Annotated in this window: 9 protein-coding genes; 6 read left to right on the top strand and 3 right to left on the bottom strand. The window is 65.7% G+C overall.

Annotated elements, in window-relative coordinates; all coding sequences use genetic code 11:
- Positions 1-88 precede the first annotated feature (88 nt).
- The 4 genes from AC3IPY_RS13810 to AC3IPY_RS13825 all read left to right on the top strand — a co-directional run bounded on the left by AC3IPY_RS13810 (position 89) and on the right by AC3IPY_RS13825 (position 6,736).
- On the top strand, positions 89-1,267 hold the full coding sequence (locus AC3IPY_RS13810; protein WP_489184850.1) for an acyl-CoA dehydrogenase family protein: 1,179 nt from the start codon (positions 89-91) through the stop codon (positions 1,265-1,267).
- 124 nt (positions 1,268-1,391) lie between these two features.
- Positions 1,392-3,578: an acyltransferase family protein gene (locus AC3IPY_RS13815; protein ID WP_489184851.1), complete on the top strand. Its 2,187-nt coding sequence runs from the start codon at positions 1,392-1,394 to the stop codon at positions 3,576-3,578.
- 113 nt (positions 3,579-3,691) lie between these two features.
- On the top strand, positions 3,692-5,704 hold the full coding sequence (locus AC3IPY_RS13820; protein WP_489184852.1) for an acyltransferase family protein: 2,013 nt from the start codon (positions 3,692-3,694) through the stop codon (positions 5,702-5,704).
- Positions 5,705-5,710: 6 nt separating this feature from the next.
- Positions 5,711-6,736 (top strand): acyltransferase family protein, encoded by a 1,026-nt coding sequence (locus AC3IPY_RS13825; RefSeq protein ID WP_489184853.1) that lies wholly within the window; start codon positions 5,711-5,713, stop codon positions 6,734-6,736.
- Between the two features lie 219 nt (positions 6,737-6,955).
- Here the strand turns inward: AC3IPY_RS13825 and AC3IPY_RS13830 are convergent, their stop codons facing one another.
- Entirely contained in the window at positions 6,956-7,378 is a 423-nt protein-coding gene (locus AC3IPY_RS13830) for a hypothetical protein (RefSeq protein WP_489184854.1), read from the bottom strand.
- A 33-nt stretch (positions 7,379-7,411) separates the two neighbouring features.
- Between AC3IPY_RS13830 and AC3IPY_RS13835 the strand changes: the two genes are divergently transcribed.
- Together AC3IPY_RS13835 and AC3IPY_RS13840 are read left to right on the top strand one after the other, a co-directional pair.
- A complete protein-coding gene (locus AC3IPY_RS13835) occupies positions 7,412-8,503 on the top strand; it encodes a CDP-glycerol glycerophosphotransferase family protein (protein ID WP_489184855.1) in 1,092 nt (363 codons plus the stop codon).
- Positions 8,504-8,594: 91 nt separating this feature from the next.
- Entirely contained in the window at positions 8,595-11,261 is a 2,667-nt protein-coding gene (locus AC3IPY_RS13840) for a bifunctional glycosyltransferase/CDP-glycerol:glycerophosphate glycerophosphotransferase (protein WP_489184856.1), read from the top strand.
- Here AC3IPY_RS13840 and AC3IPY_RS13845 read toward each other — a convergent pair.
- Both AC3IPY_RS13845 and AC3IPY_RS13850 read right to left on the bottom strand, forming a co-directional pair.
- On the bottom strand, positions 11,239-13,560 hold the full coding sequence (locus tag AC3IPY_RS13845) for a glycosyltransferase (RefSeq protein ID WP_489184857.1): 2,322 nt from the start codon (positions 13,558-13,560) through the stop codon (positions 11,239-11,241). The two genes, AC3IPY_RS13840 and AC3IPY_RS13845, sit on opposite strands and share 23 nt — an antisense overlap.
- 72 nt (positions 13,561-13,632) lie before the next feature.
- A complete protein-coding gene (locus AC3IPY_RS13850; RefSeq protein ID WP_489184858.1) occupies positions 13,633-16,803 on the bottom strand; it encodes a CDP-glycerol glycerophosphotransferase family protein in 3,171 nt (1,056 codons plus the stop codon).
- Between the last annotated feature and the right edge of the window lie 92 nt (positions 16,804-16,895).

A 16,895-nucleotide genomic window follows, 5' to 3' on the forward strand; every position in this document is an offset into this window, starting at 1 on the left:
GATTTCCCTCAAAGCTACCAACGGCCGGAGTCCGTTCAGATCACGGACGTAGGCTCGAGGCATCCGACGACGACGTATTGGAGCTGTCATGACCTTCGAGCCGCTCGCGAGCGACTTCTACTCGTACGAATCCCTGCTCACCGACCGCGAGAAGCAGGCCATCGCCGAACTGCGCGCCTGGCTCGAGGCCGACGTGAAGCCCATCGTGGGCGACTACTGGGAGCGTGCCGAGTTCCCCATGCAGGTCGTGAAGCCGCTCGCCGAGCACGGCGTGCTCTCCTTCGGGTGGGACGAGACGAAGCCGTTCGAGAACTCGGCCGTGTTCCGCGGCTTCGTCGCGATGGAACTGGCCAGGGTCGATGCATCCGTCGCCACCTTCGTGGGCGTGCAGAACGGTCTCGCGACCGGCAGCATCAGCGTGTGCGGCTCGAAGGAGCAGCGCGACGAGTGGATCCCCAAGCTCGCGAGCGGCGAGGTGCTGGGCGCGTTCGGCCTGACCGAGCCGCTGTCGGGTTCGGACTCGGCACAGGGCCTGCGCACGACCGCGAAGCGCGACGGCGACAACTGGGTCATCAACGGCGCCAAGCGCTGGATCGGCAACGCCACCTTCAGCGACATCACGATCATCTGGGCGAAGGACGTCGACGACAACCAGGTCAAGGGCTTCATCGTGCCCACCTCGACGCCCGGCTACACGGCGACGAAGATCCAAGGCAAGATCAGCCTGCGCGCGGTGCAGAACGCCGACATCACGCTCGAGGACGTCGTCGTGCCCGAGTCGCTGCGCCTGCAGAACGCCAACTCGTTCCGCGACACCGCGAGCGTGCTGCGCCTGACCCGCGCCGAGGTCGCGTGGGCCGCGGTCGGCACCTCGATCGGCGCGTACGAGGCTGCGGTCAAGTACGCCGGCGAGCGCGTGCAGTTCGGCAAGACCATCGGCTCGCACCAGCTCGTGCAGGACCTGCTCGTGAAGAGCCTCGGCAACATCACGGCCTCGCTCGGCATGGTCGTGCGCGTCTCCGAGATGCTCGACCGCGGCGAGCAGCGCGACGAGCACTCCGCCCTCGCCAAGGCCTACACGACCGCCTGCATGCGCGAGACCGTCGCCTGGGCGCGCGAGGCCTGCGGCGGCAACGGCATCACGCTCGAGTACGACGTCGCGCGCTTCTTCGCCGACGCCGAGGCGCTCTACTCCTACGAGGGCACGCGTGAGATGAACACCCTCATCGTCGGCCGCAAGATCACGGGCAGCGCCGCGTTCGTGTGACGCGCGTCGGTCGCGTCACCTGCGTGACCTGAACCACAGACCGAGCGGATGCCTCGGGCGAACCTTCGCCCGGGGCATCCGTCGTTCTCCTTCCGTTCACCGGCGATCGGTACGCTCGCGCCCCGTGACCGCACCGACCGCTCCGATGGCCTCGACTTCCTCGGCGCCCTCGAGGGCCTCGACGGCCCCGACGTCGGATTCCACGGGTGGGCGCATCCCGCCCGATTCCGCGGCCGCCGTGCCCGCGTCGACGAGGCGACTCGAGATCGAGGGCCTTCGCACCGTCGCCGCACTGCTGGTCGCGACCTACCACATCTGGTTCGACAAGGTCTCGGGCGGCGTCGACGTCTTCTTCGTGATCACGGGGTTCCTGATCACGCTCACGCTCGTGGGGCATGTTCGGCGCCAGGGTCGCATCCGTCCGCTGCAGTACCTCGGGCGCCTGGCACGCCGCGTCTGGCCGATGGCCGCGGTCGTGCTCGTCGCCGCACTCGCGATCACGGTCACGCTCGCGCCCGAGGTGCTCCGGACGCGGAACTTCACCGAGATCCTCGCCTCGGCCCTGTACGTCGAGAACGAGTTCCTCGCTGCCGAGGCGGTCGACTACCTCAACGCCGAGGACCCGCACACGATCGTGCAGCACTTCTGGGCGATGACGCTGCAGGGCCAGTTCTACGTGATCTGGCTGCTGGTCGCGCTCGGCGCACTGTGGTTCGCCCTGCGCCCGCGGCGCGCCGTCGCCAGGGCCGGAACCGGGCCCGAGGCCGTCGACGCGACCGCGCGATTCCGGGCCATGTTCGCCGGAGCCATCGCGCTCGTCGCGGCGGCATCGTTCGCGTGGTCGCTCTGGCAGACCTCGGTGGCCCAGCCCACGGCGTACTTCAGCACGACCACCCGGCTCTGGGAGTTCGGCGTCGGAGGTCTCATCGCGCTCGCGGGCACGCGCCTGACGCTCCGCGGCACGGCGTCGGCGATCGCCTCGTGGGTCGGGCTCATCGGCCTCGTCGTCTGCGGCATGGTGCTGCCGGTCTCGAGCAGCTTCCCCGGCCTCGCGGCGCTCTGGCCGGTGAGCTGCGCCGCCCTCCTGCTCGTCGCCACGCGACAGGACGAGCGTCCGTGGGCCGCGACCCGGGTGCTCGCGAGCCGGCCGCTCGTCTGGCTGGGCGGCGTCGCGTTCGGCATCTACCTCTGGCACTGGCCGCTCCTCGTCTCGTACCGCTACGCGTTCGGGCAGCACGCGACGCCGGACCTCTGGCAGGGCTCGCTGGTCATCGCCCTGGCGATCGGGCTCGCGGTGCTCGGCAACCGCCTCGTCGAGCGCCCGGTCTCGGCCTCCTGGCCCGTGCCCGCACGCCGCCCGCTCGTCGCGGTGCTCCTCATCGGCGCGTGGATCGCCGTCGTGGCCGGCGCCGGGCTCGGCATCGCCGCGGGCACGGCCACCGCCTCCCAGCTCGATCGGGATGCGGCATCCGCTCAGGACGCCGTCGGCGACTGCTTCGGCGCTGGTGCCCTCGGGCGCGACGCGGAATGCGCCGAGATGCTCGCCGGCCGGCCGCTCGTGCCCGAACGGGCGGCCCTGCTCGACGACACGGGCGGTGCGTACGACTGCTACACCCAGGCGGATGCCGCTGTCCTCACGTCCTGCACCTCGGGCGAAGGTGCTACGCACATCGCGCTCATCGGCAACTCGCATGCGGCGATGTACCGATCGCTCTTCGACTCCGAGGCCGCCGGGGCCGGCTGGACGGTCACCACCATGGTCGGCAACGGCTGCGTCTGGGGCCCGCAGACCTCGGCCGATGCGGATGTCACGGAGCGATGTCGTGGGCGCCTCGAACAGACCGAGGAGTCGCTGTTCGAGGCCGAGCCGTTCGACCTGGTCGTGTACGCCGGCGGACGGGGCGCCATCGACGTCCCCGCCGAGCCCGCCCAGATCGCCGAGAACTGGGGTCGCCTGGTCGATGCGGGCAGCCGCGTCATCGTCATCGAGGACAATCCCCGCATCGGCGATGCCGGGGCGACCTGCGTGATCGAGGCGTCGGAAGCAGACCTGCGGGCCGGCGCCTGCGACGTGCCCGAGGCGGATGCCACGGCGATCGCCGACCGCTACGCCGACGCGGCACGACTCATCGGCGCACCCGTCGTGCCGACCCTCGACCTGTACTGCGTCGACGACCGCTGCCCGGCCGTCGCCGGTTCCGTCATCGTCTACCGCGACCAGCACCACGCCACCGCGACCTACCTGGGCTCGACCGCGCCGGCGTTCTTCGATCGCTTCGACGCGGCCGTGTCGGGCTCGGCGGGCCGCTGAGCGACGGGCGACCGCCCGCGCGCAGACCGTCACCGCCACCGAGCAGCCGATTTCGCACCGCCGTCTACACTTGAGTGCCCCCTTGCCTGCGCCCGAGAGAGTCCCTTCCCGCCATGACGTCTTCCCATCGTCGAATCGATGAGATCGAAGGGCTCCGCGGACTCGCCCTGACTCTGGTGGTCCTGTTCCACCTGTTCGGCCACGGGCGCGTCTCCGGCGGCGTCGACGTGTTCCTCTTCGTCTCCGGATTCCTCCTGACCCTGACCATGCTCCGGAGCTGGTCGGCGCACCGGCCGCTGAACCTGCCCCGGCGATACTCGCGCATGGTGCTGAGGCTGACGCCCGCGGCACTCCTCGTGCTGGCGGCGACGACCGTGATGACGATCGCGGTGCTCCCGGAATCGACGTGGACGCAGACGGCGCATGAGATCGTCGCCTCCGCCCTCTACTACGAGAACTGGGAGCTCATCGGGTCGCAACTGGCCTATGGCGCCGCGGGACCGACGACGAGCCCGGTGCAGCACTTCTGGTCGCTCTCGGTCCAGGGGCAGTTCTTCCTGGTCTGGCCGGCACTGATCGCGCTGCTCCTGCTGCTCGCACGCCGGAGGGCGTGGACGACCGCCGTCGTGGCGACGACGGTGGGTGCCGCGACGACGGCGTCGTTCATCTACGCGTGGTCGTTCAACGCGCAGGAACCGGCTGTCGCGTACTTCGACTCGTTCACCCGGTTCTGGGAGATCGGCGCGGGTGCGATGCTCGCGATCTTCTTCACGGCGGTCAATCGATTCCCCGCGCTCGCGCGGATGATCCTCGGTTGGACCGGGGCCGCACTCATCGTGGGGTCCGGATTCGTCCTCGACGGTGCCACGCAGTTCCCCGGCCCTGCTGCACTCGTTCCGGTCATCGGCGCCGCGCTCATCATCGCCTGCTCGGGTGAACCCACGAGGTTCGGCGTCGACCGCGCGCTCGCCACGGCACCCACGCGCTTCGTCGCGCGGATCTCCTATCCGCTCTACCTCTGGCATTGGCCGGTGCTGATCGCCTACCTCGCGATCCGCGGATTCGACGGCGTCGGCCTGCTCGGAGGAGCATTCGTCCTCATCGTCGCCGGGACGCTCGCCTGGCTGACCCAGCGATTCGTCTCCGAACCGATCATGGCCGGCGCGACCCGCACTCCCCGCAGGCGCTACCCGATCGCCGCGCTCGCGGCGGCCGCCGCATTGACGCTGGTGGTCAGCACAGGTGCCGCCGCGGCCGAACAGTCCAGGAGCGCGAGCCTCGATGTCGCGGCGGGCGAAAGCACCGACTACCCCGGAGCAGTGAGCCTCACAGCCGGCGTCGACACGCCGGACGGGGTCGAGCCGGTGCCGGACTCCTCGATCGCGTTCGACGATCTCCCGTCGGTCTACGCCGAGAAGTGCATCCAGAACTACCGCGATCAGCCGGAGTTCGCCGAGGTTCTCACCTGTGCACCGCGCGGAGAGCCTGATTCCTCGACGACGATCGTCCTCACCGGCGGTTCCCATGCCCAGCAGTGGTCGGACGCGGTGACGACGCTCGCCGAGCGACACGGCTGGCGCCTCACGATCATCGACAAGGACGGCTGCCGCCTGACACGGAGTCAATCCGCAGCGAACGCGGCTTGCCTGGACTGGAACACGAGTGCCATCGAACAGATGATCGCACTGCAACCCGCCGCCGTGATCACGCTCTCCTCCAGGACGTCGACCGAAAAGGACGAGGCCCTCAACCCCGGCGAGGTCGAAGCCTGGCAGGTTCTCGACCAGGCCGGCATCCCGGTCATCGGTCTCCGAGACACCCCACGATTCCCATGGCGCGTGCCGGAGTGCCTCGAACAGCACGACGAGAGTCCCGAGCAGTGCGGGTTCGATCGAGCTGCCCTCTTCTCAGATGTCTCGCCGGCCTCGACCGCGCCGGGCGTGCCGGGCAGCTTCGTCGAACTCGACCTCACCGACGGGTTCTGCACGGATCGGTGCGAGCCGATCGTCGGCAATGTCACGGCGTATCGCGACGACGACCACATGACGGCGACCTATTCGCGTACGCTCGTCCCACTTCTCGACGAGCGCCTGCGCGCAGGCGCCCCGTATCTCTTCGATGACTGACATGACATGATCGATCCGCTCCCCCCGGAGAGTTCCGGTGATGCGACGCCGGTCGCGGGCGAGCTCCGCACCGCGCCCGGCCTCCTGCCCAAGCGGCGGCGAAGCTCCGGGCTCGACCTGCTCCGGGTCGTGACGGTCGCCTCCATCGTCCTGACCCATAATTGGCAGGAACCGTGGGCATCCGCGTGGTTCTCGACGTGGCACACCCTGATCTTCTTCGTCCTCACCGGATACTTCTGGAAGGACGATCGCACGCTCCGCGACGAAGTGCGCCGTCGCACTCGCACCCTCCTGGTTCCGTACCTGTCCTGGCTCGTCATCGTCACCGTGATCTTCCAGATCAGGCTCACCGTGCAACACGGCGAGCCTGATCTCGGCTGGCTCATCCGCGCGGCGGCGGGCGGGTCGTACCCGTGGCGCCCGTACTCGCCGTTCTGGTTCATCACCACACTGTTCTTCGCCATCGTGCTGATGCGCTGGCTCTCGAGATTCTCAGACCTCCTCGTCTGGGTCGTCGCCGCCGTCGGCCTCCTCTGGTGCGCCGTCCGTCCCGAGTCGATGATCGCCATCCCCGAAGGTCTCGGGCTCGCGTTGCCCGCCATGGGCTTCATCGCCGTCGGCCGCGTGCTCCGGAGAAACCGAGAGCGCATCCGTCACCCGCTCATCATGGGCGGCGTGCTCGCAGTCCCGGCCATCCTCCTCGGCGGATTCGGGTTCGTCGCTCCACTCGACCTCAAGTACGGCGTCCTCGGAGATCCGCTCGTGAGCGTGGTCGCGGCCGCCTCCATCTCCTGCGGACTGATCCTGCTCGCAGAGGCGGCGGATCGCATCCTGCCACGGTGGTCGGCTCGACCGATCGCCGCCGTGGCCGCGGTGGCGATGCCCGTCATCCTGGGACACACACTCGTCCTCTGGTTCACTGCTCAGGCAGGCATGGAACCCTCGAAGTGGACCTTCCTGCTCGCCTACCTGATCACGGTCGGCATCGGCCTGCTGATCGCACGAACACCGCTCAGGCGCGTCCTCTTGTAGGGCTCCCGACGCGGGCTCGCGCTTCGAGGGACGAATCCGGGTGTGCGAGGATGCACACCGCGGTCTTCATTTCACAGAGAGGCATGAGTGACGCTGCAGAACGACAGGATCGACGACACCTCCCGAGGCTCGATCCTCAGGAACCTCCGGGCGGGTCGCGCGGGCGAAGTCCTTTCGGGTATCGCCGCACTCGCCTGCTTGCTCGCCGTTTCGGTGTCCTCACGTTCGATGCTTCCGTTCGCACTCGCCGTTCTCACGCTCATCGCGATCGCGCTCATGGCCGCGATGCGAAACGGCACGACCGACGACCTCGGTCGATTCACGCTCACCCGCGTTCTCCTCGCCGGTGTCCTGCTTCCGATTGAGGCCCCGCTCGCCTTCGCTCTGCTCATTCTCGGGCTGATCGCAGAATCGGCCTGCCGACGCATCCTGCGGGCACAGGCACCGGTCTCCAGCAACCTGCCCGGATGCCGCATCGCAGAACCGAAGCGGATCGCGGGCGGGTTCATCGTCTTCGAATCGCTGCTCGCTCTCGTACTCGTCGTCTGGCTCACGTGGACGCCCGTATCGTGGTGGATCGGTGCTGTCGTCGCTGCCGTTCCGCTGTCGACGGCGGTCGTGATCGCCGCACGTGGAATCCATCGAATCCGCTCCCGGCGGAACGACGTGTCACGCATGGCATCAGCCCTCACCGCCTACGCGCCGGAGTTCGTCGTGCACTGGGATGCCCTGCCGGGCACGGCCTACCAACTTCGAATGTGGCTGCCGCAACTGGAAAGGACGGGCCGGCGGTTCTTCGTGATCGCCCGAAATCCCGACAGCTACCCCGAGGCCGTCGCGAACACCTCCCATCCCGTGGTGTACCGGCCGGAGCTCGAGGACCTCGAAGACGTGGTCCTGCCGACGCTGCGGGCGGCGTTCTACGTCAACAATGCGACACGCAACGTGCAGCTCATCAGGTTCGCCGATCTCCAGCATGTGCAGCTGAACCACGGTGAGAGCGAGAAGGCGCCGAGCTACAGTCCATCCCTGCGCGCGTACGATCGGAACTTCGTCGCAGGGCAGGCCGCGATCGATCGTTTCGCCGCCCACGGCGTTCCGACTCACGATGACTTCTTCAGGGTCGTCGGACGGCCGCAGGCGGTCGATATCGCAATCTCGACAGTCGACAGCATCCCAGACGTCAGCGTGGTGCTCTACGCACCGACTTGGGCCGGATTCCACGCCGATTCCGCATACAGTTCGCTCGCATTCGGCGAAAGGATCGTCGAGCGACTCCTTGCTCGCGGTCTCACGGTCGTGTTCCGCCCTCACCCGCACAACGACATGAACCCACAGCTGCGTGAGCATGCGGTGCGCGTTCGCGAACTCTTGGCGGCTGACCGATCCGCATCGGGTCGCCCCCACCTCTTCGGATCGATCGCCGAGATCGAAATGTCCATCACCGACTGCTTCAATGCCGCCGATGCGCTGATCTCCGATGTCTCGAGCGTCGCCGCGGACTTCCTCGCCTCGGGCAAGCCCTTCGCCGTCTCCCAGGTCCGATCGGACACGTTGCGAGCGAGCCCGCCGAACGACCTCGTCTCCGGCGGATATCCGTTCGATTCCTCGCCCACGAGCATCGAGGCCGTCATCGACGCCTTGCGGCTGGACCCTCTGCGCGGGGATCGGCTCCGTCGCCGGGCCTACGTCCTCGGGCCGCTGCCCGTCGACGCGGTCCGGGCGTTCGAGGCTGCCGTGACGGAGGTGCTCGGTGCTGGTCGGTAGTGCGTGACCGTGTACCTCCGCGGCTGCGATCACGGGGCGACCCGACGCGGAGCTTCAGCATCGGCCCTGGCTCCAACCTATAATCAGTCGGATGCCATTCACTTTCACGCTCGTCTCCGCTGTGTACGATGTGGCGCGGTATCTGCCGGAGTTCTTCGACTCCTTGCTCGCACAGGAGTACGGGTTCGAGCGCATCGAGGTCATCCTCGTTGACGACGGGTCGACGGACGAGTCCCTCGAATTGTGCCGAGAGTTCGGCGCCGCGCTTCCCAACGTCCGCGTCCTGACCCAGGCGAACGCCGGGCAAGGGTCGGCACGAAATGCCGGCATCGATGCGGCGACCGGCGAATGGCTCACGTTCGTCGATCCCGACGACGTGCTCGACCCTGCGTACTTCGCTTCGATCTCGAACCTGATGGACGCCTCGCGCGATGTCGCGCCGACGATGTTCGGTGGTCACACGATCATGTGGAACGAGACGACGGGTTCGCGCACCGACACGCACCCCACGGCATTCCGGTTCCGCAGTGGCGACGTCGTCGTGGATCTCGATGAGCAGCCGAACTTCATCAGCGGGCAGGCACCGCTGTCGTTCTTCAGGGCCGACATCGTTCGCGAGCATGGTCTTCGCTTCGACGATCGACTCCGCACCCGCTTCGAAGACGGCAAGTTCGTCTGCGACTACTTGTTGTCAGCCGGACGCGCCGTCATCGGACTCGCGGTGGATGCACGCTACTACTATCGCCGCCGCGCGGACGGTTCATCGAGCGTGCAACAAGCTCGAAGTGATTCCCGCACGTACGCATCAGTCGCCACCCACGGATACCTGCCGCTCGTGGAGCGGGCGCTGACCGTCCTCGGTTCCGTCCCCAGGTGGCTCCAGACGCTGATCGTCTACGACCTCCTGTGGCTCATGCTGGTCGACGAACGAGACCTGAGCGCGTCGGCGCGCGTTCCCGTCCCGACGCTCGCGGCGTTCACGGCCGACGTCGACCGCGTCGTCGCCGCGCTCGACCCCGACGCGATCCTCGAGTTCGATCTGATGAAGTTCCCGCTCTTCCTGCGCTTCTCACTCGCACACCGCATCGGCTCGATCAACGCTCACCTCCCGATCAACATCGATGAAGTCGACGAAGCCCGAGGGTTGGTCCGTGTCCGATTCATCTTCACGGGAGACCGGCCAGACATCGCAGTTCGACACGATGGCGCTCCGATCGATCCTCGATTCGAGGTGGTCGTTTCGCGCACCATCTTCGGCCGACCCGGAGTCGCCGAGTACCTGGCCTGGGTACCCGCAGACGGCACGGTCTCGTTCATGTTGGACGGGGTGCACGCCCCGGTGGTCTCGCAGTTGGACGGGTCGACGTGCGACGCGATCCTGCCGGAGACGGTCGATGCGATCCGTGTCGCCGCGGCGAAGGCGACGCCACCGCTGTTCCGTCCTCGCGTGAAGCTCTTGCGGCTGCTCCGCTCTCTCGGCGGCCACACGCTTCGAGGCCTTCGCCATCACGGCGTCAAGTGGGCGCTCGCCGACCTCGCCGTCGCCATCGAACTCCGGCTGCCGCGCAATCGCAAGCGCTACCTGGATGCGTGGGCGATCATGGATCGCGAGTGGGATGCCAATGACAGCGGCGAAGAGCTCTACCGCTGGATACGCGCCAACCGACCGAACACCAACGCCTGGTTCGTGCTCAGCGAGACCTCCCCCGATTGGCAGCGTCTCTCGAAAGATGGCTTCCGACTCGTCGCCTACGGCTCGAGACAGTATCGCGTGCTGATGCTGCTCGCGTCAGAACTCATCTCGAGTCATGTCGACGCCCCCATCGTCAATCCATTCCGCCGTCGGTACGGCCGGGAACCCTGGCGATTCACGTTCCTCCAGCACGGCGTCATCAAGGGAGACCTGTCGAGCTGGCTCAACGGCAAGCGGATCGACACGTTCATCACGTCCACGCCCGACGAGTACGAGTACATCGGCGGAGACGGTCCTTACAAGTTCTCCAAACGCGAGGTGAGGCTCGCCGGTCTGCCGCGGTTCGACGCACTTCTCCGCAAGGCATCTGCGCAGTCAGGCGAGCCCCGTGACATCGTGATCGCGCCGACGTGGCGCAAGTCGCTCTCGACCAGCCTCGCGGTGCGATCCCAACGACACGCCCACAGCTCGACGTTCATGGAGAGCGAGTTCGCCCGCACGTGGAAGGCGTTCGTGACGGACCCGGCACTCCACGAACTCGCACGAAGCCGTGGACTGCGACTCGTCTTCATGCCCCACCCGAACATCCAGCACTACCTCGAGGAGTTCGACCTTCCCGAGGAAGTCCGCATCGTCCGGTACGGCGAAGACGACGTCCAAGAGGTCGTCGCCGGGGCCGCAGTGCTGGTCACCGACTACTCGTCGATCGCCTTCAACCTCGCGTTCCTCGAGCGACCTGTCGTCTACATGCAGTTCGACCGATCGACGTACTGGGTCGAACACACCGAACGACCCGGATACTTCGACTACGAAACCCACGGATTCGGTCCGGTCACCGAGGACGCCGACGCGACCGTGTCCGCCTTGGCTGCCGTGCTGGACGGCGCACTCCCCCAGTATGCCGAGCGTGCCCGGTCCACGTTCCCTGTACGCGATGGACGGAATGCCGAGCGTGTCTATGATGCCGTCGTCGCGGCAGGCACGAGAGTTCCGACCGTGGACGTCGGCGTTCGGGCCGCATCCGACGCTTGGCCGGTGGTGGTCAACCCCGGCCGGCCGGCGTGACCTCGATCGCGAGCGGAACATATGGATTCGGGTCGGCACGAAGCTCGACCCTCGCGCCACCGGCCAACGTGTACGTGCGCGATCCGGCATTCAGCCATTCGAGCGCCGCATGCCCGATCGGTTCGCGGCGGAGGAGGCCGTTCGACTCCAGTGTGATCTGAAGCGTGAACGTCGCCTGCCGTTGCAGGTCGAGATCGAGGGAAGCGGTGTACACCCCCGTTTCAGGATGACGATCCGGTGACGTGCTCGCCAGAATCATCCCGTCGACGCCCACGACCGAAATCGTGATGGTGCCCTCGGCACCGGTCGGGACGCCGGCGAACCGAACATCTCCGCGCAGCTGGATCCGTGCGCCATTCGGAGCGTCTGCGACTCGACCGCCCTCCACATGCTGAATGAGCCGAACGCCGGGGGGTTCGGTCGTCGCGGCGCGTTCGGGTACGTCGACGCGAAAGTCGTATCTCAGGCCGGAAGGCGAAGCAGATTCGAAGAACTGCGAGGAATCCGAGTACGCACCGCGGCGCCGGAAGTCGATCAGGTCCTCTCTTCGATCCGCCTCGAGCAGGGCCAGGGCTGCACGACGCTCCGCAGGAACGCGCTCGGATGCTCCCTCGGGCGCGTGCGAGCGCAGATACTGCGCCGCATCACGCAGCGTCGACCAATATGCCTCGTCGACGACCGCATCGTTGTCGAGATACCAGTGCATGTGGGTGGCATAGATGGTCCAATACCAGCCACGCAGAACCTCGATCGGCGCTTTCTCAGCCTCGAGCGCGGCCAGGCTCAGGCGCCATGCTTCGACGCGGTCCTGGAGATCGCGGATCTCCTCTGGCCGCTGGCTGATCGACGAACGATCGTCGCGGGCCCGATAGTCGTAGCAGATCTCGGTCAGGACGTTGATGCGGGCGGCCCTCATGAGCATCTGGGCGATCAATGGCTGATCTTCGTAGATGGCGTCGCTTCTGAAGTGGAGTCCCTGTTCCTTCCAGAAACCGCGTCTGAAGATCTTGCCGCACGGATAGTTGTTCCGGAGCAGTTCCGGGTGCTCTCGCAGCGTCGTCCCCTCGAGCGGTGCGCGATGAACGTCGCCGACCCATGGGGCGACCCATACGTGCCTGCTGTCGAATCGCCGGAAGGCTCCGACAGCGATCTCAGCAGCGTTGCCCTCAGCCGATGCGACCAGAAGCTCCAGCGCCTCGCGGGGCATCACGTCATCGGAGTCGAGGAAGGCGAGGTACTCACCGCGAGCACGTGCAATACCTGCCTCGCGCGCGGGCCCGACACCGAGATTGTCCTGGCGAAGGACCGTGATGCGATGGTCTGTCAACGCGCGCCGCTTCGCGATCGTCGAGGACCGGTCAGTGGACCCGTCGTCGACGAGGATGATCTCGATGTCACGAAGCGTCTGCGCGGTCAAGGATTCGATCGCATCGCCCAAGTAGCCTTCCACGTCGTGGAAGGGAACGACGACGCTCACGAGCGGATGCCGGCGCCCTGGCACGGCGCGCAGGGCCACGCCCTTCGAGACCCTGCCGACTCGAGCGAGACTCCGCCCGATCCGGCCCGCGTTCCTGCGCACGCTTTGTGGCGCCTGCTCCGTGTCCGCGGCATCATCACGGGTCGGGTTCCAGTACTCGGAGCGGCTCACGGTGGTGGCATCCGGCTTGTAGAACGGCCGGACCAGTGAGAGGTGGGGACGCTCCCACGCGATGTCTCGGCGTACCACCTTCGCGGGTGACCCGGCTGCGACGCAGTTGTTCGGGATGCGTCGCTTCACCACGCTGCCGAGGCCGATAACGGACCCGTCGCCGATTCGCGCGCCGCCGAGGAGCATCGAGTTCAACCCGAGCCAGACGTGTCGCCCGACGACGATGTCGCGCGAGACATTGACGCGCCGCCCACTGTGAACGTCGAAGATCGGATGACCGTCGTCTGCACGCAACTGGACGCCGGAGGCGATCATCGTATCGTCGCCGATCACGACACGCGTTCCTTCAACCGACGAGATGCCGCACGTGGCCGTGGTGGACACGTTGCGACCGATGATCACGCTCGCGTCTTCGCCGATGCGGATCGTCGCCGAGAATGCCGGAACTCCCGAGCTCGCACCGATGTGCGCCAGCCCGTTGTTGCAATCGAACTCGATGGCAAGTCTGCCGAGCTTCGCGCCGTCCTCGACCGTGAGCACGTTGTTCTCACCCTTGAAGACGATCTTGACGTTCGTGCGCTCGGGGCCGCCGTACTCGATGCGGTTTCCACGCTCATCGTGATAGGGGCGGAGAACATCGACAACGACCATCCCTCGATCTTAAGCGAGCATCGATGTCAGGTCTGCGCTCGTGCAGAGCGGTCGCGAAGCGAGCTCACCAGTTCAATGAATCGCGCTCAGCGCCCGGATCTCGGATTCGGCGCGAATCGGAGGATTGCTCGATGGCGGCTGGACGATCGCCGCACGAGGTTCCGGGACTCGTGCGGAGAGCCACCGACCAATCCGCTTGAAGACACGACGGAACCCGATGCGCATCTGCATCTTCAGTAGCGTGGGGGCGGGTCCGGTCGCGCGCGCGAGGCTGAGCGGAAGTGATCTCGTGATCTCTCCGACGGGCTTCCCTCGGAGGTATGCGATGAAATCGACGACTCGATACTTGGGTGCGAACTCTCGTTCGACGCTACCGAGCTCCACTGCATCACGCAGTGGCGCGAGGAAGTTCACGTACTGCGGGTTGGTCGGATGCGCCCGGAAGTGCTCGAACCCGAATCGGAACGCATCGCGATTCATCCGATCAGGATCAATGAAGTCGAGGCCGACATACTCGGCAGCGAACTTCGGAAGCATCTTCTCCATCGCCTCCAGCAATTCGTGTGAGTACTCGCGCGCCGCCGAAACGGGCACGACACGATCGTCGTCGTCTCGCCGATATCCGGTCGTCGTGCCGTACGGAAGGTTCGCGAAGATCGCCTCGATGAGGAGCAACGAGTACGACGCCGAAGTGAAGTTGTGACGGATCGAAGCGCCGCGGCTCGGATAGATGCTGCGCGCATAGTAGAACGGCACATCGAGCGCCGAACCGTTCGCATCTGCAAGGAGTGTCACCAGACAGTCCTGCGTATAACCGCGCCCCCAGTACTCCGCGAATGCGATCTTGCGATCCAGCGCGATCTCCTGGCGCAGGTACTCGACCGTAATCTCGCGATCCGTTTCGGCGATAGCTGCCAGCCTCGCACGATATTCCGCTGAGCTGGAGAGGGTTTGCACCGCCTGGCCCGCGGTCTGTGCATCGAAGCGCTCCACCGACCGAAGGGATTCGAACTCCGGAAAGAGCAGCAGAAGCTCCTCTTCGCCCAGCCGACTCGTCTCGACAAGACTCGCGAACGTTCGAATGCCACCGAAACTCCCGTGCGGAGCGAATGTGTCGTCGTCGATTCCACCCGACTGCGAGGCGAGCCGCCAGGCACGGCGTGAACCGAAGATGTACGCCGTCTCGAGCTGGAGCCCACGCGTCTCGATGATGACGTCAGCGATCCGCTTGAGGTGATGACCGTCTCGCGAAATGAAGTAGAGCATCTCGTATCCACGAGCGACAGCATCATCGAGCAGCCAGTTGACGTACGGGACCAGGTAGAGGCTGACTGTTCGGTATGCGAACAGTTCGACTTCGGATGCTCCCGAAAGTCGAACTTCCCGGATCAGGCCCGCCAAGAGATGAGCATCGTACGACCGCGCCTCCGATAGCAGGTGCTTCTCGTACGGATAGAAGGATGGCGTCTCCAACGCGTTCGTCGTGATTCCGAGTTGCCCTGCCATGGCCACATCTGCGTGCCCGTTGTCACCGGTATGGATCCACTCGGCGAAATCGTAACTGAGGTCCACGAACACGCGAACGTAGAGTTCCTTCGTCGACTTCTGCACTCCGAAGTCACTGGAAAGGTACATCGGCAGCTTCGAGAGTCGCTCGTCAGCCTTGGCGAGGAGGCTGCGGATGACGTCCTTCGGCAAATACATGTCACTGATGAGGACGACCGTCTCGCCCGCTTCCAGCAACTCGAGCGCGCGAGCCACGTTCTCGTCGTCGGGTATGCAGGCTGCGTACTCGTACTGCAGTTCCCACGCCTGGAGCTGCTCGACCTGTGCTTCCGAGAGGTCGAACTGCACCGCCAGGCGCGCGAAGATGTCGTTGAATGTGATCTCGAAGGTTTTCGCCCGCTCGTTCGCGGGGTCTTTACGTCGGCTCTCACGAACGGCGCGCTCCGCGTTCATACGGATCTCGACATACCGACTGAGCAGGGTCGCCGGGAAACGTATGACAGATCGCTCGGCCTCTTGGCGTACTGCAGCGTGGATCGAACCGGGTGTCACGGATCGTCGGTGGATGAGCGTATCGAAGATGTCGAACGAGTAGAGCGTCGGGAGGGCGACGTCTTTCACCTCGTACTCGAGTGCGTGCTGCACGATGCGTTCGAGTGACTCATCATCGTCGTACGCCCAGAAGAACTCACGGAGTCGTTCGAGCTCCGCTGGCTCGACCGTGTTGTCGGTGCCGAGTCTTTCCAGCAGTGCGTCGAAGTCCGCAGCGATCGCGCCGCAAGAGTAGTCCAGGTAATTCAGGCTCGGCTCGAGCGCCGTCGGCTCGTCCAGGTCGAATGCATACCGAATGAATGAGGTGACGCCTGCCGCGAGGAGGTCGTAGTGGATTGACGAGTAGTCGACGATCGCGGTATCAACCTGACCGAACACCTCGTAGACGTCGCGACCGGGCTCCCAGAAGATCAGTCGCGGGTGGGTACTGTATCGCGCCTTCAACTCCTGGTACGCGCGGTCCTGCTCCAGTTGAGGGTGCATCTTCAGGATCAGGACTTGGTCATTCGACTCGAGCCGCTCCAGAAGGGCAGGCATGTCGGGAAGCGCGCGAGCAATGAACTGGGCGTTGTCTGCAAGTCGATATGTCGGGGCGTACAGCAGCACCCTCGTGTCGCTCGACACACCCTGTCCGGAACGCACATCGTGCTCGTACGTCTTCATCGCACCGTGCACTCGGCGATAGGTGTTCTGTGGGTACCCCGCGCGGATCACTTGGTCTTCAGTGAAGCCGATCTGGGTCGCAAAGTGCGCCTCCATGGCCGGCGAGGACACGAGGAGGAGCTGAGTATCGCGGTACGCCTTGTTGTTCCGAATGTACTTCGTCGCAATCCTCGGCAGGAGAAAGCCGTCCGTCATGCGGCGCTCGACGCTCTTCACGCCGACTCCGTGCCAGAGATTCAGCAGAACGATGCCCGTCATCGCAGTCGGGATCTTCTCTTTCACCTGGTTCACAACGAAGACGCCGGCGCGCCGTTGAATGCGGGCGCTCGCCTCACCACTGAACGGAATCACATTGACGCCGAGCTGCTTGAGCCGCGCTCGCGTCGGCGCATCGTTGGTGACCCAGTAGGCCGTGATGTCCTTGCGATACTTCATCACGTACTCGAGCAGCCACTTTGGATTCCCGGAGTAGTCTGCGGCGTTGAAAAGCCAGATACGTCGGTCGCGATGGGACAACGGCATTGAGAAAGACTCCGAACTTGGGGAGGGAACTGGCCAATTCTAAGGGAGAGTGTTCATCAGTCATTCACCTTGACCAGCCCTTCGGGGGTCGC

This window comes from Agromyces sp. GL_144, from assembly GCF_057834305.1.